This window comes from Gemmata sp. SH-PL17 (genome assembly GCF_001610855.1).
In the GTDB taxonomy this organism is placed as follows: Bacteria; Planctomycetota; Planctomycetia; order Gemmatales; family Gemmataceae; genus Gemmata; species Gemmata massiliana.
In genome coordinates this window covers 7,551,103-7,573,376 of record NZ_CP011271.1, presented here as the reverse complement: position 1 = coordinate 7,573,376, position 22,274 = coordinate 7,551,103, and the positions used below count along the sequence as shown (strand labels likewise).

General features: G+C 63.8%; 22 protein-coding genes. 11 read left to right on the top strand and 11 right to left on the bottom strand.

Features of this window, described 5'->3' with window-relative positions:
* Nucleotides 1-153 precede the first annotated feature (153 nt).
* The 4 genes from VT84_RS31380 (at nucleotide 154) to VT84_RS31365 (ending at nucleotide 4,394) form a co-directional block, all read left to right on the top strand.
* Complete coding sequence (locus VT84_RS31380) at nucleotides 154-1,641, top strand: aldehyde dehydrogenase family protein (protein ID WP_082842297.1); 1,488 nt, start codon at nucleotides 154-156, stop codon at nucleotides 1,639-1,641.
* A 425-nt stretch (nucleotides 1,642-2,066) separates the two neighbouring features.
* Nucleotides 2,067-2,993, top strand: a complete 927-nt coding sequence (locus tag VT84_RS31375) for a DUF1559 domain-containing protein (protein ID WP_082842296.1) — start codon at nucleotides 2,067-2,069, stop codon at nucleotides 2,991-2,993.
* The gene (locus VT84_RS31370; RefSeq protein ID WP_157470044.1) at nucleotides 2,986-3,420 is read left to right on the top strand and encodes a hypothetical protein; all 435 of its coding nucleotides are present in this window, start codon (nucleotides 2,986-2,988) and stop codon (nucleotides 3,418-3,420) included. Before VT84_RS31375 ends, VT84_RS31370 begins: the two co-directional genes overlap by 8 nt.
* 212 nt (nucleotides 3,421-3,632) lie before the next feature.
* Nucleotides 3,633-4,394: a uracil-DNA glycosylase family protein gene (locus VT84_RS31365; RefSeq protein WP_052557193.1), complete on the top strand. Its 762-nt coding sequence runs from the start codon at nucleotides 3,633-3,635 to the stop codon at nucleotides 4,392-4,394.
* A gap of 54 nt (nucleotides 4,395-4,448) precedes the next feature.
* Here the strand turns inward: VT84_RS31365 and VT84_RS31360 are convergent, their stop codons facing one another.
* Entirely contained in the window at nucleotides 4,449-5,678 is a 1,230-nt protein-coding gene (locus VT84_RS31360; protein WP_052557191.1) for a serine/threonine-protein kinase, read from the bottom strand.
* Nucleotides 5,679-6,118: 440 nt separating this feature from the next.
* On the opposite strand from VT84_RS31360, the gene VT84_RS31355 reads away from it, so the two are divergent.
* A complete protein-coding gene (locus VT84_RS31355; RefSeq protein ID WP_082842294.1) occupies nucleotides 6,119-6,652 on the top strand; it encodes a hypothetical protein in 534 nt (177 codons plus the stop codon).
* A 127-nt stretch (nucleotides 6,653-6,779) separates the two neighbouring features.
* Here VT84_RS31355 and VT84_RS31350 read toward each other — a convergent pair whose 3' ends face one another.
* The 3 genes from VT84_RS31350 to VT84_RS31340 all read right to left on the bottom strand — a co-directional run bounded on the left by VT84_RS31350 (nucleotide 6,780) and on the right by VT84_RS31340 (nucleotide 9,183).
* Nucleotides 6,780-7,580 carry a class I SAM-dependent methyltransferase gene (locus VT84_RS31350; protein WP_082842293.1) on the bottom strand — a complete coding sequence of 267 codons (801 nt, stop codon included), beginning with the start codon at nucleotides 7,578-7,580 and terminating at the stop codon, nucleotides 6,780-6,782.
* A 31-nt stretch (nucleotides 7,581-7,611) separates the two neighbouring features.
* Nucleotides 7,612-8,658, bottom strand: coding sequence for an MBL fold metallo-hydrolase (locus VT84_RS31345; protein WP_052557187.1), 1,047 nt, complete (start codon nucleotides 8,656-8,658; stop codon nucleotides 7,612-7,614).
* Nucleotides 8,659-8,751: 93 nt separating this feature from the next.
* Nucleotides 8,752-9,183, bottom strand: a complete 432-nt coding sequence (locus VT84_RS31340; protein ID WP_162271903.1) for a TIGR03067 domain-containing protein — start codon at nucleotides 9,181-9,183, stop codon at nucleotides 8,752-8,754.
* Between the two features lie 161 nt (nucleotides 9,184-9,344).
* Between VT84_RS31340 and VT84_RS31335 the strand changes: the two genes are divergently transcribed.
* Nucleotides 9,345-10,943, top strand: a complete 1,599-nt coding sequence (locus VT84_RS31335; RefSeq protein WP_162271902.1) for a M6 family metalloprotease domain-containing protein — start codon at nucleotides 9,345-9,347, stop codon at nucleotides 10,941-10,943.
* A 44-nt stretch (nucleotides 10,944-10,987) separates the two neighbouring features.
* Here the strand turns inward: VT84_RS31335 and VT84_RS31330 are convergent, their stop codons facing one another.
* From VT84_RS31330 to VT84_RS31310, 5 genes are all read right to left on the bottom strand, one after another.
* On the bottom strand, nucleotides 10,988-12,010 hold the full coding sequence (locus tag VT84_RS31330; protein WP_157470042.1) for a hypothetical protein: 1,023 nt from the start codon (nucleotides 12,008-12,010) through the stop codon (nucleotides 10,988-10,990).
* A complete protein-coding gene (locus VT84_RS31325; RefSeq protein ID WP_082842289.1) occupies nucleotides 11,991-12,563 on the bottom strand; it encodes a hypothetical protein in 573 nt (190 codons plus the stop codon). The genes VT84_RS31330 and VT84_RS31325 overlap by 20 nt, the downstream gene beginning before the upstream one ends.
* The gene (locus VT84_RS31320; RefSeq protein WP_082842288.1) at nucleotides 12,556-13,110 is read right to left on the bottom strand and encodes an RNA polymerase sigma factor; all 555 of its coding nucleotides are present in this window, start codon (nucleotides 13,108-13,110) and stop codon (nucleotides 12,556-12,558) included. The genes VT84_RS31325 and VT84_RS31320 overlap by 8 nt, the downstream gene beginning before the upstream one ends.
* Nucleotides 13,111-13,719: 609 nt before the next feature.
* On the bottom strand, nucleotides 13,720-14,415 hold the full coding sequence (locus VT84_RS41400; protein WP_239465514.1) for a hypothetical protein: 696 nt from the start codon (nucleotides 14,413-14,415) through the stop codon (nucleotides 13,720-13,722).
* A 224-nt stretch (nucleotides 14,416-14,639) separates the two neighbouring features.
* On the bottom strand, nucleotides 14,640-16,100 hold the full coding sequence (locus VT84_RS31310; protein WP_082842287.1) for a M81 family metallopeptidase: 1,461 nt from the start codon (nucleotides 16,098-16,100) through the stop codon (nucleotides 14,640-14,642).
* A gap of 223 nt (nucleotides 16,101-16,323) precedes the next feature.
* On the opposite strand from VT84_RS31310, the gene VT84_RS31305 reads away from it, so the two are divergent.
* The 3 genes from VT84_RS31305 to aroA all read left to right on the top strand — a co-directional run bounded on the left by VT84_RS31305 (nucleotide 16,324) and on the right by aroA (nucleotide 19,472).
* Complete coding sequence (locus tag VT84_RS31305) at nucleotides 16,324-17,334, top strand: aspartate-semialdehyde dehydrogenase (RefSeq protein WP_082843458.1); 1,011 nt, start codon at nucleotides 16,324-16,326, stop codon at nucleotides 17,332-17,334.
* A 99-nt stretch (nucleotides 17,335-17,433) separates the two neighbouring features.
* Entirely contained in the window at nucleotides 17,434-18,186 is a 753-nt protein-coding gene (truA, locus tag VT84_RS31300; RefSeq protein ID WP_082842286.1) for a tRNA pseudouridine(38-40) synthase TruA, read from the top strand.
* A complete protein-coding gene (gene aroA / locus VT84_RS31295) occupies nucleotides 18,174-19,472 on the top strand; it encodes a 3-phosphoshikimate 1-carboxyvinyltransferase (protein WP_082842285.1) in 1,299 nt (432 codons plus the stop codon). Before truA ends, aroA begins: the two co-directional genes overlap by 13 nt.
* A gap of 63 nt (nucleotides 19,473-19,535) precedes the next feature.
* Here the strand turns inward: aroA and VT84_RS40335 are convergent, their stop codons facing one another.
* A complete protein-coding gene (locus VT84_RS40335; protein ID WP_174265989.1) occupies nucleotides 19,536-19,706 on the bottom strand; it encodes a DUF6800 family protein in 171 nt (56 codons plus the stop codon).
* A 40-nt stretch (nucleotides 19,707-19,746) separates the two neighbouring features.
* Here VT84_RS40335 and VT84_RS31290 point away from each other — a divergent pair, with 40 nt between their 5' ends.
* Both VT84_RS31290 and VT84_RS31285 read left to right on the top strand, forming a co-directional pair.
* Complete coding sequence (locus VT84_RS31290; protein ID WP_082842284.1) at nucleotides 19,747-21,093, top strand: hypothetical protein; 1,347 nt, start codon at nucleotides 19,747-19,749, stop codon at nucleotides 21,091-21,093.
* A gap of 5 nt (nucleotides 21,094-21,098) precedes the next feature.
* The gene (locus VT84_RS31285; RefSeq protein WP_052557167.1) at nucleotides 21,099-21,572 is read left to right on the top strand and encodes a hypothetical protein; all 474 of its coding nucleotides are present in this window, start codon (nucleotides 21,099-21,101) and stop codon (nucleotides 21,570-21,572) included.
* Between the two features lie 6 nt (nucleotides 21,573-21,578).
* Here the strand turns inward: VT84_RS31285 and VT84_RS31280 are convergent, their stop codons facing one another.
* Nucleotides 21,579-22,148 (bottom strand): DUF4870 domain-containing protein, encoded by a 570-nt coding sequence (locus VT84_RS31280; RefSeq protein WP_204249670.1) that lies wholly within the window; start codon nucleotides 22,146-22,148, stop codon nucleotides 21,579-21,581.
* Nucleotides 22,149-22,274: the final 126 nt, after the last annotated feature.

Genomic DNA, 22,274 nt, shown 5'->3' with positions numbered 1-22,274 from the left:
GTAGCGGCGCGAAAATGATCGGCGGGATCGGTACTGTCTCAAGATCGCTCGGCGCGTGTACGAACGGTGTTCGGCCACCAACTTCTTGACGCGCACGTGCCCCGGGAGACAATGGCGACCGGTACCGTTCGTCACTCTCCCGGAGTTCCTCTCATGGCCACCGCCACCGCGCCCGCCACGAAACCCGCTCGCACCAAGCCCCGCGTCGTCGATCAGAAGATGCTGATCGGCGGCAAGTGGGTGAACAGCGCGAGCGGGAAGACGTTCGCCACCACCGACCCGACGGACGGGTCGGTCATCTGCAACATCGCGGAGGGGGACAAGGCCGACATCGATCTCGCGGTTAGGGCCGCGCGCGAGGCGTTTGAAAACGGACCGTGGGCGCGCATGAACGCGAGCGAACGCGGCCGACTGCTCAACAAGCTCGCCGACGCCGTGGAGGAGCACAAAGAGGAGCTCGCGGCGCTCGAATCGCTCGACAACGGCAAGCCCCTCAACGACGCGATGGGCGCCGACCTACCGCTCAGCATCGCCTGCTACCGCTACTACGCGGGCTGGGCCGACAAGATCTTCGGCCAGACCATCCCCATCAACGGCCCGTTCTTCACGTACACGCGGCACGAACCGATCGGCGTCGTGGGGCAGATCATCCCGTGGAACTTCCCGCTCCTCATGCAAGCGTGGAAGTGGGGACCGGCCCTCGCGTGCGGCAACACTCTCGTGCTGAAGCCCGCCGAGCAGACCCCGCTGACCGCGCTCCGCGTCGCGCAACTTGCACAGGAAGTCGGGTTCCCCGACGGCGTGATTAACGTCGTCCCGGGGTACGGCCCCACCGCGGGCGCGGCCCTCTCCGGACACATGGACGTGGACAAGATCGCGTTCACGGGCGAAACCGGGACCGGCAAGATCGTGATGACCGCCGCGGCGCAGTCCAACCTCAAGCGCGTGTCACTGGAGCTCGGTGGGAAGTCCCCAAACATCGTGTTCGCCGACGCGGACCTCGACGCCGCGGTCGAAGGGGCGTACTTCGGGCTGTTCTTCAACCAGGGGCAGTGCTGCTGCGCCGGGAGCCGGCTGTTCGTGCAGGACTCGGTGTACGATGCGTTTGTCGCCAAGATCGTCGAGAAGGCGAAGGGGCGCAAGGTCGGCGACCCGTTCGCGTCGGACACCGAGCAGGGGCCGCAAGTGAGCCAGGAGCAGTTCGATCGCGTGCTCGGTTACATCGCGGCGGGGCAGAAGGACGGCGCGAAGATGCTCACGGGTGGCGGGCGCGTGGGCGAGAAGGGGTACTTCGTGCAGCCGACCGTGTTCGGTGACGTGAAGGACGACATGAAGATCGCACAAGAGGAGATCTTCGGGCCGGTGATGAGCATCTTGCGCTTCAAGGATACCGACGAGGTAATCGCACGCGGGAACCGCACTCAGTATGGCCTCGCGGCCGCGGTGTGGACGAAGGACGTGAAAAAGGCCCTGCGCCTGGCGAACGGGCTGCGGGCCGGGACGGTGTGGGTGAACTGCTTCGACGTGTTCGACGCGGGCGCGCCGTTCGGCGGGTTCAAGATGTCGGGCATCGGGCGCGAGTTGGGGCAGTACGCGCTCCAACTCTACACCGAAGTGAAGACGGTCACGATGGCGATGTGAGCGGCGCGGGTGCCGCATAAATGAGCAGATGATTCTGTTCGCGAACGCACTTATATGAATGTGCCTCACCGGTGCAACGAATGCGTTCGCGACTTGCTCATTCCGGGAATAGACATTGATTATTAATTTTACTTGATTGATTAAGCTATTTTAAGCTGGCCAGTCCCCTTGCTTTTCCCGGACCCCCGTCCGTAAAATACACACCTCGCTCAATTCGGTTCGGTTGCCCGCCATCGCCCCGCCCGCCTTGCCGCCGATCGCCTACTAACTCGCCCCGGTTTTGAGGACTTTTTAAAGAGCGGCCCCGTTCGAGGTGGTACCCCACCTCCGGCGCGAGCGCGCAATTTTTCAGAACTTCAAATCTTCGGCACACGAGCGTGTGGGCTCGTTCGGATCTATTTCTCTCTCTAGGTCTGGAGTCTTGAATGAGACGGAACCGCGCATTCACATTGATCGAGTTACTCGTCGTCATTGCCATCATCGCCATTCTGATCGGGCTCCTGCTCCCCGCGGTGCAAAAGGTTCGTGAAGCAGCGGCCCGCATGAGCTGCCAGAACAACCTCAAGCAGTGGGGGCTGGCCATGCACAATTACCACGACGCGAACAACACGCTCCCCTACGCGGGCCAGCGCACCCCGCGCCGGACGTTCTACGTCGAACTCTGGTCGTACCTGGAACAGACGGCCCTGGCGAACCAGTACAACCGGAACGGCGGGTTCTACGAGTCGCCGAACTGCGTCATGAACCAGTTCACCGGGCTCGTGGCGCTCCCGCAGAAGATGTACTACTGCCCGAGCGACCGGCCGGGCGCCCTGTGGTCGTATGACCCGTACTACCGCGTCCGCGGGAACTACGTCGCGAACTACGGGGGCAACTACCTGTTCGCCGAGGGCACCGGCGTCGACCCCGCCGACGGCCCGTTCGGGTGGGTCTCCAGCGGCGGGTTCGGGGGCTACGTCCCGTACCGCCGCACGCTGGTCGGGATCAGCGACGGCACGTCGAACACGCTCATGCTGTCCGAAACGCGGCTCCCCGCCCAGGACAACGCCAGCGACGGCCGCGGGGACGTCATGAACGACGGCAACTCGCACTGGTTCATGACGCTCAATACCCCGAACGCGGGGATCGACCGGAACTCGAACGTGTGCTGGCCGAGCGTGGCCGCGAACCCGGACCAGACGATGCCCTGCGTCCAGGCCGGCGACAACCTGATGAGCGCCCGGAGCAAGCACACGGGCGGGGTGAACGCCGTGCGGTGCGACGGCTCGGTCGCGTTCTACACGAACTCGATCAACGCGGTCGCATGGAAGGCCCTGGGAACCGCCACGCACGGAGACATGGTCAATGAGTAACCGAAGCCGAATGTGGACCCGTGCCCTGTTCGCCGCCGTTGTCCTGACCAGCGCGTTCCTGGCCGGGTGCGGAGGGACGCCGAAAGCCGAAGTGACCGGTACCGTGACCCTGGACGGCGTGCCCGTCGAGAACGGGATCATCCAGTTCTACCCGGCGGGTGGCGCCGGGCAGAGTGTCGGCGGGGGTATCGAGAAGGGTAAGTACAAGGTCGAAGCCTCTGTCGGTGAAATGACGGTCACCATCAATGCGTCGAAGGTGGTCGGCAAGCACAAGATGTTCGACACGAAGGAAAGTCCGGAAGTGGACACGCTCCAGGAACTGGTCCCGGACGAGTACAACAAGCAGAGTACGCTCAAAATCACGCTGAAAGAGGGCGTGAACGAGAACGTGAACTTCGAGTTAAAGAGCACCAAAAAGAAGAAGTGAGCACCGGCAGTTGATACGGGTTCTCTTTCTGGGACATGTTTCAGAAGAAATCCTCGACGTTCTCTGGCCCGGAACTGCCGATGGTAGTTCCGGGCCAGAGTCGTTTTGCAACCGTGAGAGTGCGATTTTCGGCCCCACGATCCCGACATTGCTGGGCCGCGGGGATTTGGGGTACGTTGGGGTGAAGTTTGAGTGTGCTGAGGGGTGGTTTCATGTCGGCGGACGGTGCGGTTGATCTGGTTCAACAGGTGCGGGCGCACCTCGAATCGCTTCGTGCGGCGGGAGTATTGCTCGTACCGCGTGGCGAGCGTCTCGCTCCCCGTCGCCTCGTTGCACCGCCGATATTTGTTGCGCCCGTTGAGGCCGTGCCGAACGCACCCAACCCGATCGAAACGCGGCGCCAGGAACTAACCGTTCTCGCGAAAGAAATCGAGAACTGCGACAAGTGCAGCGAACTGTTCGCGGTCCGCACGCAACCGGTGTTCGGGGCCGGGCCGCTCGACCCGGAGGTCGCGTTCGTCGGGGATGCTCCCGGGTCCGAAGAGGACGCGCAGGGCGAGCCGTTCGTCGGTAAGGGCGGGCAGTTGCTTCGGCGCATTATTGCCGCGTGCCAGTTGCCGTCGTCGCAAGAGTACCTGCTCAACATCATCAAGTGCCGGCCACCGCGGAACCGCGCGCCGACGATGGCGGAGTGCGGAAACTGTCGCGACTTCTTCCGCCGACAGTTCGAGCTGGTGAACCCCAAGTACGTCGTTGCGCTGGGGCTCACGGCAGCGAAGCTACTGACCGGAAAGAACCTCACGATGAGCGCGCTGCGCGGGCAGGTTCACGAGTACCGCGGGGTGCCGCTGATTTGTACGCACCACCCGAACGACATCGAGAAGGACGCGACCGAGCGAGTGAAGCGCGAGACGTGGGAGGACATGAAACTGCTACTGCGCACGATGGGCCGGTCGGTGCCGGGCGCGAAGTAGTGGGGTCGGTGCTCGGTTCGTCTCGCCGCTGATCCGCGCGACGAACCGGTTATCTCAGGCGAACTTGATTAGGTCTTCGAGTTCGTCGTCGCTCAGGTTGGTCTTGAACACGCACCCGTGAATCCAGTGCCCGGCTTTTTCTGGTTCGATGCGCACCACGCGCACTTCGAGACGGGCCACTTCGGACTCACCCGTCAAAAACTCGATCGTCAGTTCGGTCCCCAACTCGAACCGGCGCGCGAGGAGTACGCCCAACCCGCTCGTTGATACGTCACGAACCACCAGTGGCCACATCTCCTCGCTCTCGGGGTTCCCGGTGCCCGTGGCCGAGGTATCGATCACGCCACACGTACCCATATCTAGCGCGTGCCGGATGCAGCCGCGGCGGTCGCTCGGACCAGCCGTTTTCTTGTACTGGAGCGTGCTCAGGTCCGGCACATCCGCCTCGAACTTCGACCGCGTGGTGAGCAGCTTGAAGAACTCCAGGCACGATTGGGGGCGCTGGTCCGGGTCAACGTGCAGTGCGCTCCGAATGGCCGCGTCCACGCGCTCGCTGAGTTCGGGCACCACGGACCGGGCGGAGAGCGTTTCTTTTTCTTTGCGCGCGAGGATCGCGAGTGGGAATTTCGCGTGAAACGGCAGTTTCCCGGTCACCGCGTTGTAAAGCGTCGCTCCGAGTGCGTACACGTCGCACCGGGCGTCGGCGGTTTTCGCGTTCCCGAACTGCTCCGGGGCCATGAAGTTCGGCGTGCCCAGCGCGCTGGCGTGGCTCGTCAGGTCGAGGTCGTTGTTGTAGTCCTTCGCCAGCCCGAAGTCGGTGAGCTTCGCGCGCCCGTCCGGTAGCACGAGGATGTTGTCCGGCTTGATGTCGCGGTGGACGACCTGGTGCAGGTGCGCGTAGTGGAGCGCCTGGGCCACCTGCGTGATGACCCGGACCGCTTCGGCCTCGGGGATCTTGCCCGCGGCCACGATCCGGTCGCCGAGGTTGGCGCCCTCAACCAGTTCGTACACGAGGTAGCTGATGGAGCCGTCGATCCCGATGTCGAGCGCGCGGACGATGTTCGGGTGTTCGAGTTGGGTCGCGGCGCGAAACTCTTGGAACAGGCGCTGGTGAACGGAGTGGTTCTCGGAGATTTTGGTCCGCAGCACCTTGATCGCGACCAACCCTTTGGTGGTGCGGTCGAGGGCGCGGTACACGGTCCCCATGCCGCCGGAACCGATCGCGGCGCCGAACTCGTAGCGGGGCACGGACGGCAGTCGGGCGTTTTTGACTGTCGCGGGCATAGGCTGGCTCCGCGCGTGCTATGGCGCGTTTGGGGCGGCCCACTTTCGGGGCGGAGGGAGAATCGCCGTAGAATCCCGCCTGAACTCTGGGAGCGCTTTGAGGTGTTGTCAAATTTCTGGTGCCGAGATCGACCCTAACAAATGACGGTAGCGGAAATTACGAAGAGCTGTATTCGGGGGGGGTAACTGGAAATCCACGGTGCCTCTTCCACCGGAGAGGCGTCCCGGTTCTGCGAGCCGGTCGCGACGAAAGTTGCGGCCCGTCAACTGTAGGGCGATAGCACCGCCGTCGCCGTCGCCCCCGCGCGCTCGATCGCGGCCGCAGTCCCAGGGCCGCGGCTGCGATCGAGTGCGAGGGTGTTGATCTAGTATCGGAGAGCGAGTAAATTTTAGACCGGTCCAGTAGGCCACACGTTCGACCGATACCACGAGGGGGCAGAATGGCGGAGATCGAGGAAATACCTCCGGAAGCGCGCACCTTGGGGCCACTGAAGGACGTGCTTCCCTTCCGGCAAGCGTACTTGTACTACGCGGCCATGTTGACCGCAGGCAGCTTGTTCGGGTTCGTTTTGGCAGTGTTGATCGCCCTGGACGTGATCGTTTTCGACGGGATCACCTCAACGGCCCGCGGGATCATTCTCGGGGCCGGGGTGCTGTTTTTGATTCTTGGAGTTGTTTACTTCGTTTGGGAATACATCGGCCGCGACCGGCGGTTGTTGGTTTTCCGGGACGGGCTGGTTTACGTCTACCGCGGTACTCCGCAGGTTTGTCGTTGGGCCGAGATTGATGAAGTTATTTGGACGCACCACGACGCGAATGGCGTGGCGAGCTACCATCTGAAACTGTCAGCGGCTCCCGATCTGCTTTTCAATAGTGTGTATTTCCGCTTCGAGGACATCATCCGGCTGGGAGAAATCCTGCGAGAAGAGTTGGAGTTGTACGACGACCAGGTCGTTTGGACCGAGTTTAGATGAGGCGGTTGGCGTTTTCCACACAGGTGCGATTCGCAAGCGGACGGTGGTCAGTAACCGGTGAATGAGGAGCTCCGCGGTTTGCTGACATGAGCCGCGGGGCCGCACACAAAACACTCACTCCGTGGCTTCACTTCCGGCGATAAACACCCAGCAAGTTGCATTCGGGGTAGCGCAGTGCCACTTTTCGTAGCGCGCTCCGGGTCACCAATTCCACAGTGTTTAAGAGCGGGAAGCGCGAGAGCGCGGAGCAATCGTCGACCCACGCGAACTCCGATTCGCAGAACCCGCCCCGAGCAAAGAGGCGCTTGAGATCGCGGCGCGTGTTCATCCGGTACGCGGTCGGGAACGTGTCCTTCTCCTCGCCGCCCCAAAGCAGCTTCTTCACTGGGTAGTGCAGGTCGAACGGAACCACACGTGACACCAATGTAATCGGCGACCACAGATCGACCGTGAACACGATCGCTAACCCACCGGGCTTCACGAGTCGCGCGAGTGCATTGATAACTGCGGTCGGCGAGGTGACGTGCTCCGCGACCATTCGGAGCGTCGCGAGGTCAAAGGGTGCGGGGGCGGTGTAGTCTTCGATGAAGGCCTGGTGCTTCTCGTGCGTGTACGGGTTGTCGAAGACGTTCGCGCTGGGATCGACCCCTACGAAGTGATTTGTGCGCGCGGCGAGTTCGCCCGCGAGTTTAGCGTTATCGGGGAATGGGCTCGCCCCGCCGCCCACATCAAGCCAGACGCAGCCGGGAAACACGGCGTTCGCCACGGTCGCTTCGTACACGTCCGCGGGCAGGAAATAATTGTGGGCGTGCCGGCGGCGCGGGTTCGGACCCGTCGTGGCGAGATCGCCGTACTTGAGCGCGAATAACTTGGCGAGATCAGCGGTGGAGGGGAGCACGCGGTGAGTCATGAAGTGAGCGTAGGACATTCCCACGCTCACTCGCAAGGGTAGGGCGGTGCTACTTGGCCGCGACGCCCGTGGGGGCCGTGCGCCAGTCGAGCGGGGAGGGGGCCGCGCCGAGCCGGTCGTGGTCGATCTTGCCCATCAGCTCGTTGTACACGTGCTTGACGCTGTCCTTGTTCATGTCGGTTTCCGCCACGCCGACGCCGGTCCACTCCTTGTACCACGGAAAGTCCAGGCCCTTCGTGATGTCTTCGATCGACTTCTTGTCTTCGATCCCCTTCTTCACCGCGGCGCGGAGCTCGGTGAAGTACCGCGTCTCCTTCGCGAGTAGGTCTTTGCGGGCCACTTTCCCGTGCCCGGGGCAGATGAGATCGATTTCCAGTTTGCCCATCGCTTCGAGGCACTTGATCCAGCTCGCGGAGTTGGAGTGGCCCATGTAGTTGAACGCGCCGTTCACGCAGGCGTCGCCGGTGCAGAGGATCTTGTGCTTCGGCAGGTACGCGCTCGCGTCGCCGGACGTGTGGCTGTGCCCGAAGTGCATGAAGACGACGTGCTGCGTTTCGTCCTTCAGCTCGAACTTGTCGTCGAAGGAAATGTCCACCTGCTTGAGTTCGTTGTCCTTGATGTCTTTGCGGTCCTTTGCGGCGTCCTCCCACTGCTTCGGGCCGTTCGCTTTTAGCAACCGGGCGGCGTTCTTGTGCGCGACGATCTGCGCGCCCTCCTTCGCCCAGATGGTGTTGCCGTAGGCGTGGTCGCCGTGGTGGTGGGTGTCCAGGACGTACTTGATGGGCTTCTTCGTGGTCTTCTTGATGTCCGCGATCACGTCGGCGGCTTCCTTCGGGAAGTTCGCGTCAATCACCACGACGTAATCTTTGAAGACGACCCAGGTGTGGTTGCTCCCGCCGAACGGGATCTTCGGGTCGTTGGCCGCGATGGACGAGTAGCGGAAGAAGACGCCCGGAGCGATTTCCTTGACGTCGTTGAACTTCATCTCGGGTACGGGCAACTGCTTGGACTCATCGGCCGCTTTGTCCGCGGAGGCGTACACAACAACAGCGAACGCGGCTCCGACGGACGCGAGTAACGCGAGGCGCTTCAACATGGGGTGAGGTTCCCGAAGTGAGTAGGAGACGTGAAGAGCGTAACCGGCGACGCGCGAAAAAGGAAGCCCCCACCCGGCGCTCCGCGGCGCGCCTCACTTCTTGACGCGCTCCAGCACGAACAGCATGGCCCCGGAGCCTTTTTTCGCCGCGAACTCGGTTGGGCGCTTGCCGTCCGTCTGCCCACAGATCGTGAGCTTGTCGTCTCCGGTGAACTTGTAAATGCTCTCGACCCGGTCGCCGCTCTTATCAATGATGTCCAGCGCCGCCGGCTTTTTGCTCGGGTCGATCTTGATCGTGGCCACGTCGTCTTTGTTGTCGAGCGGGACCAGCTTATCACCCTTAAACGACCAGGCTTGATCCTTGAGCTTGTCGCGCTTCCGCGTCTCGCCGTCTTTCGTTAGTTCGACCACTTTCCACTCACCCTGGAATCGTTTGAGTTCCTTTTCCGTGGTTTCATCCGCTCCGCGGGCCGGGGCGAGTACGAGGGCGATGGTGGTCAGGACGGTGAGAAGGGGAATGCGCACGTGTCGGCTCCGGGTTCGGGCAGTGAACGGGATTCTTAACCCGGACCGGGGATCAAAACAAGCGATCGTAACGATCGTTTTTCATTTCCGCTTCACATCTCATGGGCTACAACGCGACTACTCCCCGCGTTTCTCATTTTCACCTTCTTCGCGCGTGCCACATGACGCACACTCGCTGCCTCACACTCGGAACGTTCGCATCGCTGTCGGTTTTGTTGCTGGCCGGAGCGGGCCGGGCGGAACCCGAAGTCGCGCCGTTCCCCACCCCGGGCGGCTACAAGACGGTGAAAACCGCCAAGACGGTCAAGGATTCGCCCACAACGTCGGGTTCGTTTAACCTCGCGGCCGGGTACCTCGGCGTGATGGTGGGCGAAAAGGGCGGGCGCCCGGTGATCGAGGCGCTTGCGCCCGATTCGCCGGCCGAAGAAGCCGGGTTACGAGAAGGCGACGTGGTACTCAAACTCGGTAGCGAAGTTGCAACGACCGCCGCGTGGGTACGGGACGTACTGCGGAGCAAGCTGGCCGGCGATTCGGTCGCGTTCACCGTGTCCCGTGGCGGTAGCCCCAAGACCATCACGACCAAGTTGAAAGCCGCAACCAGTCCGATGGCGGCCGAGGCGGGCGGTGGTGGTGGGAAGGGCATGGGCTGGGACGACCGGCTGCCGCGCTCGTGGCGCAAGCCCACATACAATCTCGCCATCATCGGGGTCGAGTACCCGGACGTGAAGCACAACCCGAAGATCGAGGACCAGTCCTGGGAAGACTCGATGTTCAGCCTGGGGACGTACAAGGACAAGAACGCGACCGGGCAACAGGTCTTCGGCAGCATGAACGACTACTACAAGGAACTCAGCTACGGCACGTTCAAGATCAATGGGAAGTTCGTGGGGTGGGTGGAAGCGTCCAAGAAGCGCATGGACTACTCCAGCGGCAGCGGCACGAGCGCCGGCGAGAAGAAAGCGCTGCTGACCGAGGCGCTCGATCTGTACACGAAGAAGGCCGGGAAGGACTCGCTCAAGGAGTTCGACGGGGTGTTCTTCCTGTACGCGGGGGGCCGCGTGCAGACCACGCGGGGCGGGCTGTACTGGCCGCACCGGGCCAACGTGAGCTACGGCGGGCGCAACCTCCCGTACTTCATCGTGCAGGAGGGCGGTAGCACGATGAACGACATCAGCGTGTTCTGCCACGAGTTCGGCCACATGCTCGGGTTGCCGGACCTGTACGCCCGGCCCGAACTGCCGGGGAGCGAGGGCGTGGGGCAGTGGTGCGCGATGTCCAACCAGATCGGCAACGGGCGCCCGCAGCACTTCAGCGCGTGGAGCAAGGAAGTGCTCGGCTGGGTGAAGCCGACCGTGATCGACCCGAGCGTGAAGCAGAAGCTGATCCTGTCGCCGATCGAGAACGATCCGTCGCAGTGCTTCAAGATCAAGGTGCGGCCCGACGGGAGCGAGTACTTCCTGCTGGAAGTGCGCAAGAAGACGGGGTGGGACGAGAAGCTGCCGGGCGAGGGGCTGTTGGTCTGGCGTGTGGTGAACAACAAGCCGGTTCTGGAAGAATCGCACGGCGTCGAAGGCGCACGCGGACCGAACGTTCACCTGAGTTCGGTGCCGTACCCCAGCGCGGCGAACGACAGCTTCACGCCGTACACGATCCCGTCGAGCAAGAGCCAGTTGGGGGGCGGTTCGACCGTGTACATCACCAACATCCGCCGGCTGCCCGACGGTCGCGTGACGTTCCACATCGGTTACGACTACCAGTAACCAGAACCTCCGCGTGCGCACGACTCGTGCGCACGCGGGGAGAATCACTTCTGTTCGGTTTTGGGTTTCTGTTCGGGTTTGGGTTCCGATTGCGGTTCGGGCTTCGCGACAGGCTTTTGCTTCCAGAACTCGGTGAGCGTCGGCGCATCCGGGGGAGCCGTCGTCGCGAACAACAATCCGTACTCGCGAACGTAAAACGCCCCGCGGTTCTCATCCTGAAGTAACTGGAACCAGGCGCCGACTGAAAGCGTTTCACCCTGGGACATGATCCCGATGGTGCGCGGTTGTCCCGTGGAATCGAGCAATTGCCTGCCCGTGACGGCGTCAAATTCCGCTATGGGAAACCCGCGAACCGGGACATCCAATCCGGCCTCCTTCTTGAACATTTCCAACGCTTTCTCGAACGGCACTCTTTCACCCTTCGCGCCGAGCTTCACGGGCTTATCAAGTGCTGCGCGAATTTGGTCCGGTATCGCGCCGACCGGGGCTTTGCGTGCGCGAATCAAGAGTTCTCGTTGGGCAATTACCAAGCGTTCGAGTTCGGCATCTCGCTCGCGTGCCATACGGCGTTCTTCGAGCGCCACTAAATCGACCACCCGAGCTGTGAGTTTGTCACTGTCGCTGCCCGTGAGCAGCTTCCACTCGGCTTCGGCCAGTGCGAGGGCGGTCTTCGCCGTGGCGAGCTTCTCGCGCTCGACGAGCAGCGGTGCTTGAGGGAGCGTCCCCTTATCAACCATGCCTTTAGTTGCCTTGACGCGCTCCTCGGCTGCGACCAGTTCGCTCTTGAGTTGGTCGATTTTGGCCTTCAGCGTTAGCACCTTAAGGGTGACGACCTGGCGCGCTTTCGCGAGTTCGGCCTCGGCGAGTTGGATTTTCGCCTTCGCCATCTTCACGTCGGCGTCGTTAGCGAGCGCGGCGCTAATTCCCGCGTCCGTCGGGTCGGCCGGTTTCTTATCCACCTTCTCGCCCAGCGCCTTGGGCTGAGGTTCGGGATTCGGGGGCTGTGCGCTGATCGTTGTGGCGCAGAGCGTGAGCGCGAACAGCGCGCTAGCCGTCAGTCGTCGCATGGATCTTCTCCTTGAATGCCGCGTTCTTGAGGGACGTGAGTAACCACGAATCCTCCGGTTCCGGCGACAACGCGGTGTCGCCGCCCCGGGTAAGAAACAGTCGGTAGCACCGGGCCGCGTTCGCGTAGTCCTGTTCGGCGGCCAAATACTTGTCGCCCGCGCGCCGGTAGAGCGTGGCCGCGGCAGCGCCATCTGCTTGTTCCGCGTCCAGTTCGAGCCGGGCGGCGGTGAGCGTTGGCGGCGGAACAGATGGAGGCTCGGTCGCGGAGATCACAACCGGAACGACCACCGGGACCGTCGCCACGATCGTTTCCACTTCGCGGGTAACGACCACCTTTTCGCGCTCGGGCGGTGTACGCAGTGCCCCAACGCCGACGCCCACCACGAACACCGCGGCCACGGCCGCGACCTTGCCCGCGCGCCGGACCCACTTGGTTCGACCGACGCGGCGCTGAGTGGCGCGCAGGAGCGCGCTTCGTAACGCCGTGTCAGTCGATGGCGGTGGGGGCGCTAGTAGGTCGTCGAGGTCGTCAGGGGGTAGTGCGTCACTCATGGCCGTTCTCGTAAATCGCGCGGAACGCTTGTCGGGCGCGTGCGAGCAGAGATTCCACTGCTTTGGGCGAATCGTTGCGTGCGGCGGCGATCTCGTCGGCCGTTTGCCGGTCGAGGTATTTGGCCCGCAACACGGCCTCGTAGTGGTCGGGTAGTGCCGCGAGCGCCGCGGCTACGCACTCGGCCTTTTCGATTTCGGCCCGCGCGTCCGGACCGGGGCGGTCGTCGCCCGGCGCGAGCGGTCGGAGTCGCGCGTTTTGCCGGTATCGGGAACGGATCGCGTTGCGGGCGGCGTTGGACGCGATCCCGCAGAGCCAGTGGAAGAACGCGCCCCGCGCCGGGTCGAACGCGCGCACCCGCCGAACGGCCGTTAACCACGTTTCCTGGAGCACGTCGTCCGTCAGGTCGCGCAGCCCGCCGCAGCGCCAGCGGACGTAATCAGCGAGGCGCTCGTAGTGCGCATCGAACCACTGGCGCCACGCGGTCGCGTCGCCGGCCAGGACCGCGTCGCGGATCGCCCGCTCGTGCCAAGGGTCGCCGTCGCTCATCGTCCGGATATTGTCCGCGTGGGGGCGAAATCCCTCGCGGGAATTTTTTGCCGTAACAACTGAAGTGAGGGGTATCCTCAAAATGAGCGGAGAATGTCGAAAATGGCCAAAAATGGGCGCGTTGATTGCTCACTTTTTGGCAGGGACGGCCATTTTGGGCGTCTCGCACCCGTGAGGTATCATGATGCGTACCCTCGCTCTCTTCGCTCTGAGCGTTGCTTCATTCGCTGCGTTCGCGGACGACGCTTCGGCATGTGGTAAGAAACGCGGTCGGAAGTCGGCTACGGTTGCGTGTGCTCCCCCGCCGCCGTGTGGCGGTTGCGGTTCCAGCTATAGTGTCCCTCCGGGTGCGTACTATCCTGGCCAACCGGGTTACCCCGGCGGTCCGGCGCTGATGCCGGGGACCGTTCAGCCGGGCACGGTGGTTCCCGGTGGAACGGTCGTTCCGGGAAAGATGCCGCCTAAGTAGTGACAATCATCTGCGCTCCCGCCCGGTGAACCAGTCGCCGGGCGGGAGCGCTTTATTCGTGTCGTGTGACGCCCACCTGCTCGTCCATCGGCCGATAGCAAAATGCTTCTTCTTGAGGCGCCTTGCAGTGGGCAGCGGAGCTACTCTTTTCCCAGCAGCAAATCGATTACCCAACAGCCTCGAACGTGCGATGCCCCGCTGCGGCTGCGGCAGTGGTTCAGGATGTCGACGTCGTCGCACCCGGCGTCTCGAAGAGCGTCGGCAAGGATCGGCATACGGTCGAAGGCACGGTCTTGATAGATACCTTCGGCAGTGGCAACGACTGCGGGCGTTCGCCACGCCGCATCGAAGGTAACGGGGCGGAACGTAGCAATCCCCATCACATCCCGAAGCGTCTCGCAGACAAGCCACTGGAAGTAGTCGAGTGTGTCGGCGTCTTTTGGGGACAGCCGCAACCCACTCAGATCGGAGAGGCCGGAGACGGTCACCTCGGGCGGGAGGAACCGCCGGATGAGCCAACAGGCGGCAGACTCGACGTGGGCATGAAGAGGGCGAGCCTCCTGCACTGACCAGGGGTACCCTTCGTCGACCAGCACTTGACACGATGCGGCAAACGGCCGGAGTGCGTCGTATAACCCCTCGCCTGCAATGCGCCCCTCGGCATACCGATCCAGAATGGTGATGACCTCCCGGGTGGCAGCGTCGTGATGCCAAGTCAGTAGTGCATGGGCGTAATCGACCATAATGTGCCGCAACTTCCGGTCGCTCGCCTTTCCCTGTAGGAACCTCAGCATCGGCGTCGGATCGGTGCAGTCCAGCCACTCTTGTTCGGTCACGGTGTTGGCTCCGGTCGGTTCACGTCAGCATGACCGGAGATCGCGTGCAAGACAAGCGAGTAGGGCGGTGTGTAATGTGTGCGAATCGAAGTGAGATGCGCGACGTGCGTTCGTAACTTTTTCTTCGCGCTGCTCATTCTTACACCGCGCGTTGGTCGGCAAATATTGCCGGAAGAGTGAGGCAACTTCTGTGCCCCACCCCAACGAGTGCGACCGCGGCGCCATTAATCGAGCGGATACATCGGTCGGCGGATGCGCTTGTACTCGAACCGGGCCGCGTTGATCGCGGTCAGACCGGGCGTGTCCACTTCGATGATCTCGCCGCCGATCGGCTCATACGCCGCCTTGTACGCGACCGCGGCCTTCACGACAATCACGCGCGCCTGCTTCGGGTCGATGCCGATGCTCGTGAGCTGCCCGAGGCTGAAGGGCGGCATGCGGAGCGAGTTCAGCACGAGCTGGTTGCCGTCGGCGAGGTCGATGACGGCGGTGTGCCCCTGATCGTTCTGCCGGCGCCCGCCGTGCCGCGGTTCGACCTCCGTCCACTTCCCCTCGTGGAGCGACCGCACCATCCCGCGCACGCGGACCGGCTCGCCGTGCAGTACCCCCGTCGAGCCGCCGACGGTCACGTCGACCGTCCCGCCGACCCCAGCGCTTTTGGCTTGCTCGACGGCAGCGGGCGCGTGAATCACGACCACGAACCCCTTCGCGTGCTGCTTCAGAAGCTCCGCGAGCAGCACAGTGCCGTCACCGGCGGAGCCGCCACCAATGTTGTCGCCGAGGTCGACGAGTAGGGCCGGCAATTTCGTGCTCGTGAGCGCCATATGAACGGCCGCTTCCGGGCGCGGGCACGGGACGTTCAGTTGTTCGCGCACGGACCACATCGCGTTCGCGAGTTCGTCGGCCGCGGCCTTCGCGTGCGTGCGGTTCCCGTCGGCGACCACGATCACGCTCGCGCCCATGTCGGGCACGTCCGCGTAGGGGAAGCCGGCCATCAGGCTCACCGAGAGGATTCCGGGCTGTTGCTCCATCTCGCGCGCCGTGCGCATGAGGCCGGCCATCGGCTCGCGGCTCGTGTCCTGCCCCAGCAGGTTCAGGAGCATCGGCGGCTTGGCGACGTGGCACACCGGGCGCACCTCGCCCTTCACGGCCCGCGCGAGCAACTGCGCCGCGATCAGCCCGCGCTGCCGCTGGTCGACGTGCGGGTACGTCTGGTAGCCGATCAGGATGTTCGCGGTTTCGGCCATTTGCGGCGAAACGTTCCCGTGGAAGTCGAGCGTCACCGCGATCGGCACGTTCGGCCCGAGCGCGGCCCGAATTCGGCGCAGCACTTCCGCGTCCGCGTCCGGGTGCTTGGGCGTGACCATTGCGCCGTGAAGTGCGAGCAGCACGCCGTCGGCTCGGGCGAGCTTGCACCCCGTTGCCAGTGCGTCCGTGAAGTGGTCGAAGAACTCGTCGGTCACCGGACCCGCTGGGGTCGCCCAGGCCATTGCGACCGGGGCGAGGTCGTACCCGAATTTACCCGCGCCCTCGATGAACCCGCCCACTTCGTGGTGCGCGTCCTGCCAGACGGGGACCGTCGGATCACCGTAGGTGAGGCTGCCGTCGCGGAACCGCCGGAGGTCCGTCGGGAGCGGAGCGAAGGTGTTCGACTCGTGCATGAACCCGCCGATGGCGATTCGCATGAAGGCGCTGGGGTGGGAGGACTCACGGGCGCTCGGCCCGGTGCAATTTGAACGACGGCCCGCAGTGAGGCGCGAAGAACAATGTATTCTCTTCGCCGCGGCACGGCCGGCGTTTGTGGCCGCGGACCGGCGTGTTGCGATTTCCTTAACAACGAGAATTTGTATTGTTATCTGTGGGCGGAATGTTCCGTCCGAATCTCCAATAAGAGGTGCTACTGTGGCCGTGAACGTGGCGGTTGTCGGTGCGACGGGTGCCGTGGGCGATCTGATCCGGAAGGTGCTCGTGGAGCGCAGCTTCCCGATCAAGTCGATCAAATTCCTGGCTTCCGAGAAAAGCGCTGGTAAACCCGTCGAGTTCGCGGGGAAACAGTACACCGTCGAGCCGATCCGCGCCGAGGCGTTCGCGGGCGTGCAGATCGTGCTCAGCAGCACCCCCGGTTCGGTGAGCAAGGAGTTTTCGCCGATCGCGGCCAAGGCCGGTGCGATCGTGGTGGACAACTCCTCCGCGTGGCGCATGGACCCGGACTGCCCGCTCGTGGTGCCGGAGGTGAACGCGGACCAGCTCCACCACATCAAGAAGGGCATCGTCGCGAACCCGAACTGCGTCGCGATCCCGCTGTGCGTGGCGCTCAAGCCGCTGCACGATATTTCGCCGGTGAAGCGCATCGTGGTGGCGACCTACCAGTCGTCCTCGGGCAAGGGCGCGAAGGGGCTGGTGGACTTCAACGCGCAAGTGAGCGCGTGGGCCGCGGGTAAGCCCGTGCCGGCGCCGACGGCCCACCGCGCCCAGCTCGCGGGGAACGTCATCACGCTGGACTGGACGCTAGACCCGAACGGTTTCACGGAAGAAGAGAATAAGGTCATCAACGAAACGAAGAAGATCCTGGGTGACGCGACCATCGGCGTGAGCCCGACGTGCGTCCGCGTGCCGGTGAAGGTCGCGCACAGCGAGGCGGTCACGGTCGAGTTCGCACGCCCGATCTCGGTCGCCGACGCGCGGGCCGCGCTCGCCAAAGCCCCCGGCGTGGTGTTCATGGACGACGTGAAGGGCGAGTTCCCGCAGCCGATCCACGCGGAGGGGAGTGACCACACGTTCGTCGGCCGCGTGCGCCAGGATCCGAGCAACCCGAACGCCCTGTGCCTGTGGGTCGTGGCCGACAACCTCCGCAAAGGCGCGGCGAGCAACGCCGTGCAGTGCGCGGAGGAACTCGTCAAGCGCGGCATCGTGAAGTGATTTGGTGCCCCTACCTGCAACAGTGAACCCCGCCCGCAAGGGCGGGGGTGGCCGCGAAATAGCACCCGCCGACCTTGCGGGCGGGGTTCGCCCGAACCCATGCGCAACCTCAAACTCACCATCCGCTACGACGGGACGGATTTCTTCGGCTGGCAGACGCAGCCCGGTCAGCGCACGGTGCAGGAGACGATTGAGAAGGCCATCGGCGAAATCACCCGCGAGAGCCGCGTGCGCGTGAACTGTAGCGGACGCACGGACTCCGGCGTCCACGCCGTCGGGCAAGTCGCCAACGTTTACACCGCGTCGCGGTTAAGCTGTGAGACGCTTCTCAAAGCGATCAACTCGAAGCTCCCGAACGATGTGAATATTCGGGAGGTCGTCGAGGCGCCTCAAAGCTTCTGCGCGAACAAAGACGCCGTGCGGAAGATGTACCGCTACGTCGTTCAGGACGGGCGGCAGCAAGACCCGTTCTTGCGGAAATACGCCTGGTTCGTTCGACAGAACCTCGATGCGGAAATTATGGCGCGCGCCGGGCGGTGCCTGGTCGGGCGCCACGACTTTCGTTGTTTCGAGACGGAGTGGCCGAACCGCCTCACGAGCGTGCGCACCATCACGCACCTGAGTGTGAACCGGTTCGGCGAGTGCATCTGGATCGACGTGGAGGCGAACGGCTTCCTCTATAACATGGTCCGGGCGATCGCGGGCAGTCTGGTGCAGGTCGGGCGCGGGTTCTGGCCCGAAACGCAGATCGCCGACGTGCTCCGGGCGATGGACCGCCGGCTCGCCGGCCCCACCGCGCCGCCCGAAGGCCTCTTCCTCATGCGTGTAACGTACCACCCATGTCCGACGTGACTTACCCCGCCGAACTCGAAATCGCTCCGCTCACGAAGCCCGTCAACGCGGCCGTGACCGTCCCGGGCAGCAAGAGCATCACCAACCGCGCGCTGGCCCTCGCGGCGCTGGCTGTTAACCAGAAGCCCACGCTCCGCGGTGTTCTCCGGAGCGAAGACACCGAGGTCATGATCGAGTGCCTTCGCCGGCTCGGGTTCCAGGTCAGCGTGGATTGGTCGAAAAACACGGTGACCGTCACGAGCGATTCCGCACGTCTCATCCCGGCGAACGCGGCGGATTTGTTCGTGGCGAATTCCGGTACGACCGTGCGCTTTCTCACCGCGATGGTGAGCCTCGGCGAAGGGCGCTACCGGTTCGACGGTGTTCCGCGGATGCGCGAGCGACCGCTCGAAGACCTCTTGGAGTCACTCAGGCAACTCGGCGTCAACGCCCACAGTGAGGGCGGCAACGGGTGCCCCCCGGTTGTGATCGAAACGACTGGTTGGCGTGGAAGCGAAGTCACGGTCCGCGGAACGACCAGTAGCCAGTACCTCAGCGGACTGATGATGGCCGCCGCTTTCGCTTCGCGCCCGGTTACCATTCGGGTCGAGGGGGGACTCGTCTCTGAGCCTTACGTCGTGATGACGGAGCAGATGGTCGACGAGTGGGTCGGGAACATGTCACGCCCGTCCGCCGGCGTGTTCCAAACGACTCCCGGTCCGCACCGAAGTGTGAAAGAATACGCCATCGAGCCCGACGCTTCGGCGGCGTCGTATTTCTGGGCCGCGGCTGCGGTTGCGGGCGGTCGGGTCACGGTTACGGGGTTGAATCGCAAGTCGCTCCAAGGGGACGTGCGGTTCGTCGATGTGCTCGCACAGATGGGCTGCCGGATCGAAGAGAGCGACAACGGCATCACGGTTCACGGCGGGCACTTACGGGGTGTCGATGTCGATATGAACGACATCAGCGACACAGTAATGACGCTCGGGGCGGTCGCGTGCTTCGCGGAGGGGGCGACCACGATCCGCAACGTCGGGCACATTCGCCACAAGGAAACGGACCGCATCGCCGCACTCGCGACGGAACTGCGCAAACTCGGCGCGGAAGTCGAAGAACGTGACGATGGGCTGACGATCGTGCCGCGAGCACTAAAGGGTTGCGCGGTAGACACCTACAACGATCACCGGATGGCGATGAGCCTGGCACTGGTCGGGTTGAGGGTGCCGGGAGTGGTGATTCGCAACCCGGGCTGCGTCGCGAAGACGTATCCGGGGTTCTGGCAGGATTTGGAACGGCTCCGGGCCTGAAAAGCGAACGGGCGGTGAGACTTATGTGCCTCACCGCCCGTTGCGAAATGCTTCGCTATTTTATTACTTGCCTTCGGGCTTCGGCGGTTCGGTCCAGAACGGGCTGAGGCGCTTGATCTTGTAGAGAACCTTGTCTCGCGCTTCGCCGGTCGCGGTTTCCAGCTTCGCCTTGAGCTTCTTCATCTTCTTCTTGCGCCCGTAGCGCCGGTCCAATTCGATTCGCCGCTCGACCATATACTGCTCCTAGAAAGATGCACTTCCGAATACGGATGCGATGACACAAACTTACACGCCGCCCCCCCCAGCGACAAGCGCAACGTTCGGTTCGCTCCGGCGCGCGCTCGTCGCAGTGTGGGCCGTCATGACGCTCGGCGCGTTCGCGTTCGTGGCCTTTATCGGCACGAACGCTCCCTACGCCGACGAGTGGGAATTCGTCCCGGCGCTTTTGGGTGACGAACCGGCCGGGCCGTGGTTGTGGCAGCAGCACAACGAGCACCGGATGCTGCTCCCGCGGGTGGTGGTGCTCACGTACTTCAGGCTCACGCACGACTTCCGCACCGGAATGGTGTTGCAGGTCGCAATGCTGTCGGCACTTGCGCTCGTTCTCATGCGCCTGGCCGATAAGTTACGCGGCAAGCCCCACTGGGCGGACGTCTTCTTTCCCATCTCGCTGTTACACATCGGGCACTGGGAAAACTTCGTGATGGGGTACCAGGTCTGTTTCGCGATGTTCGCGGTGTTCGCAACGGCTCTCGTTGTTGTTGCTCTGCGAATCACGCGCGAGAATGCATTTCGGTCGGGGGCGATAGCGGGCGCGTGCCTCTTGTTACTCGCTCTGACGGGCGGTTCGGGGTTGGTGGTTGTTCCGCCCGTGAGCGCGTGGATCGCGTTCGTCGCGGTGAGCGTGTGGCGCGGGGGATCGAAGGGGCGCGCCGTGCTCCTGTTGGTTCTCGCGGTGCTGCCGCTCGCGTACCTCGGCGTGTACTTCCAGGATTACCACAAACCGCCCCTTCACCCGCCCCTGAGTACGGACCCGATCGCGGTGGGGAGCGTCACTGGGGAAGTCCTCGCGATGTCGTTCGGTGTGGGATTGAGTGGTGTTTGGTGGGCCGGGGCGGGTGGGGTGCTCGTGGTCGGTGTGCTCACGCTCGCGGTGCTCGTGCCACAGTGGAAGGAGCCGCGCGCGCGCCTGTCGATCGCGGGGTTAATTGCGGTTGCCGCGGGGGTAACCGGTGTGGCGCTCGCGATCGGATTGGGGCGTGCCGGGTTCCCGGGCGGGGACGAAATGGGGCTGTGGTCGCGGTACTCACTGTTGTCGTGGCCGCTGCTCGCCGCAACGTACCTCGTGTGGGTGAAGCTCGGCCGCAAGTGGGTGCCGGTCGCGCTGTGCGTCGCGTCCGCGCTCGCGTTTCCGGGCAATACGGGCATCGGAATGAAGAACGGGTCCGTGATCGCGGAGCACTACGGCGGTATCGCGGCCCAGGCCCAGAGCGGACTCACGGCGGAGCAGATCGTGACGGGGGAACCGTTTACGGTGAGCCACCAGTCCGGACAACCGGAGCGGGTGCTGCGCGCCATTCCGCTTTTGCGTCGCGACCGCATCGGGATCTTCGCGAGGTAGCGCCGATGGGGAGTTTGGGGTGGTGGTTCACCGGCGGCGTGGCGGTGCTCGTCCTGCTCGCGCTCGTCGCGCGGTGGTTGTGGCACCTCGGCCGGGTGGTTCACGTCGAGCGCTGTCGCGAACTGTTCCGGCTCCAGCACGAGCGGTTCGAGGAGCAGTTGGTGAAGGCGGCCAGTGTGTCGGGGCTGCCGCGCGGGCTGCGGTGGGTGCGGTGCGACATCACCGGCGACGCGGTCCTGGTCCGCGACACCGCGACCGGCGGAATCGTGGCGCTCGTGCCGGTATTGGTACAGTTCGAGCCGCTGGAAGACGGCGAGATGGCGGAGGTGCCCGCGGCCCGTGATCCGCGCCCCGCGACCGCGGTGTTCAGCTTCCACCAGGGGAACTGGCACACGGCCGGGCGCGTCGTGTTCAACCACACGCCCGAGCAGACCGTGGCCGCGTTCGCGGAATTACAGCGCCTCCCGGAACACGTGTGAGGCCGGTCACGACAGGAACGAAATCGCGAGCGGGTACCTCCACACGCGCCCCTCGTTCGCTCGCACCGCGGCGATGATCGGGAACACGACGTTCAGCACGCCGAGCGCGATGAGGAGCGGGATGCCGACGATCACGAACGCGAGCGGGATGCAAATCAGCAAGTAAAGGACGGACGAAATGATCCAGTTCACCGCGTTCTTGCCGTGCTGATCGAGCTTCGGTAGTTCGTCCTTTTTCGTCTGCCAGATGATGATGGGCACGATGATTCCGCCGAACGGAATGATGTGCCCCGCGAACAGCGAGAGGTGCAGGAACAGCCCCCACTCGCGCCCCTTCTTTTCCAGTTCGCGCGGCGACAACTCCTCTTCGTACTCGTCGTCGTAGTCGCGCCGGCGCGGGCGTCGGTACTCGCATTCCTCGTCATCGTAATCGTCTCGGTCGCGCCGGCGACCGCGGACCCGTGCTTCGTCGCGCTCCGCGTCGAGTTCGGCCACGGCGCGCTCGTACTGCTCCTCGGTGATGGTCCTGTCGTCGCGCATCTTTTTGAGTTTGTCCAGTTCTTCGGCGACGCTCATGGGGAACTCGCGGTTCGGGGAATCGCCCTTCTACCTACATGCGCAATTCGCTCGCGGCGGGGAGATATTGTGCCTCGGTCCAAAATATTCTGTCCGTGCGTATTGCACGCATTTTGCCAGAACTCG

Bases quoted from the DNA above. Each gene is read 5' to 3' on its own strand.
- VT84_RS31380 (WP_082842297.1), top strand. From the start codon at position 154: ATGGCCACCGCCACCGCGCCCGCCACGAAACCCGCTCGCACCAAGCCC.
- VT84_RS31375 (WP_082842296.1), top strand. From the start codon at position 2,067: ATGAGACGGAACCGCGCATTCACATTGATCGAGTTACTCGTCGTCATT.
- VT84_RS31370 (WP_157470044.1), top strand. From the start codon at position 2,986: ATGAGTAACCGAAGCCGAATGTGGACCCGTGCCCTGTTCGCCGCCGTT.
- VT84_RS31365 (WP_052557193.1), top strand. From the start codon at position 3,633: ATGTCGGCGGACGGTGCGGTTGATCTGGTTCAACAGGTGCGGGCGCAC.
- VT84_RS31360 (WP_052557191.1), bottom strand. From the start codon at position 5,678: ATGCCCGCGACAGTCAAAAACGCCCGACTGCCGTCCGTGCCCCGCTAC.
- VT84_RS31355 (WP_082842294.1), top strand. From the start codon at position 6,119: ATGGCGGAGATCGAGGAAATACCTCCGGAAGCGCGCACCTTGGGGCCA.
- VT84_RS31350 (WP_082842293.1), bottom strand. From the start codon at position 7,580: ATGTCCTACGCTCACTTCATGACTCACCGCGTGCTCCCCTCCACCGCT.
- VT84_RS31345 (WP_052557187.1), bottom strand. From the start codon at position 8,658: ATGTTGAAGCGCCTCGCGTTACTCGCGTCCGTCGGAGCCGCGTTCGCT.
- VT84_RS31335 (WP_162271902.1), top strand. From the start codon at position 9,345: ATGACGCACACTCGCTGCCTCACACTCGGAACGTTCGCATCGCTGTCG.
- VT84_RS31330 (WP_157470042.1), bottom strand. From the start codon at position 12,010: ATGCGACGACTGACGGCTAGCGCGCTGTTCGCGCTCACGCTCTGCGCC.
- VT84_RS31325 (WP_082842289.1), bottom strand. From the start codon at position 12,563: ATGAGTGACGCACTACCCCCTGACGACCTCGACGACCTACTAGCGCCC.
- VT84_RS31320 (WP_082842288.1), bottom strand. From the start codon at position 13,110: ATGAGCGACGGCGACCCTTGGCACGAGCGGGCGATCCGCGACGCGGTC.
- VT84_RS31310 (WP_082842287.1), bottom strand. From the start codon at position 16,100: ATGCGAATCGCCATCGGCGGGTTCATGCACGAGTCGAACACCTTCGCT.
- truA (WP_082842286.1), top strand. From the start codon at position 17,434: ATGCGCAACCTCAAACTCACCATCCGCTACGACGGGACGGATTTCTTC.
- aroA (WP_082842285.1), top strand. From the start codon at position 18,174: ATGTCCGACGTGACTTACCCCGCCGAACTCGAAATCGCTCCGCTCACG.
- VT84_RS40335 (WP_174265989.1), bottom strand. From the start codon at position 19,706: ATGGTCGAGCGGCGAATCGAATTGGACCGGCGCTACGGGCGCAAGAAG.
- VT84_RS31290 (WP_082842284.1), top strand. From the start codon at position 19,747: ATGACACAAACTTACACGCCGCCCCCCCCAGCGACAAGCGCAACGTTC.
- VT84_RS31285 (WP_052557167.1), top strand. From the start codon at position 21,099: ATGGGGAGTTTGGGGTGGTGGTTCACCGGCGGCGTGGCGGTGCTCGTC.
- VT84_RS31280 (WP_204249670.1), bottom strand. From the start codon at position 22,148: ATGAGCGTCGCCGAAGAACTGGACAAACTCAAAAAGATGCGCGACGAC.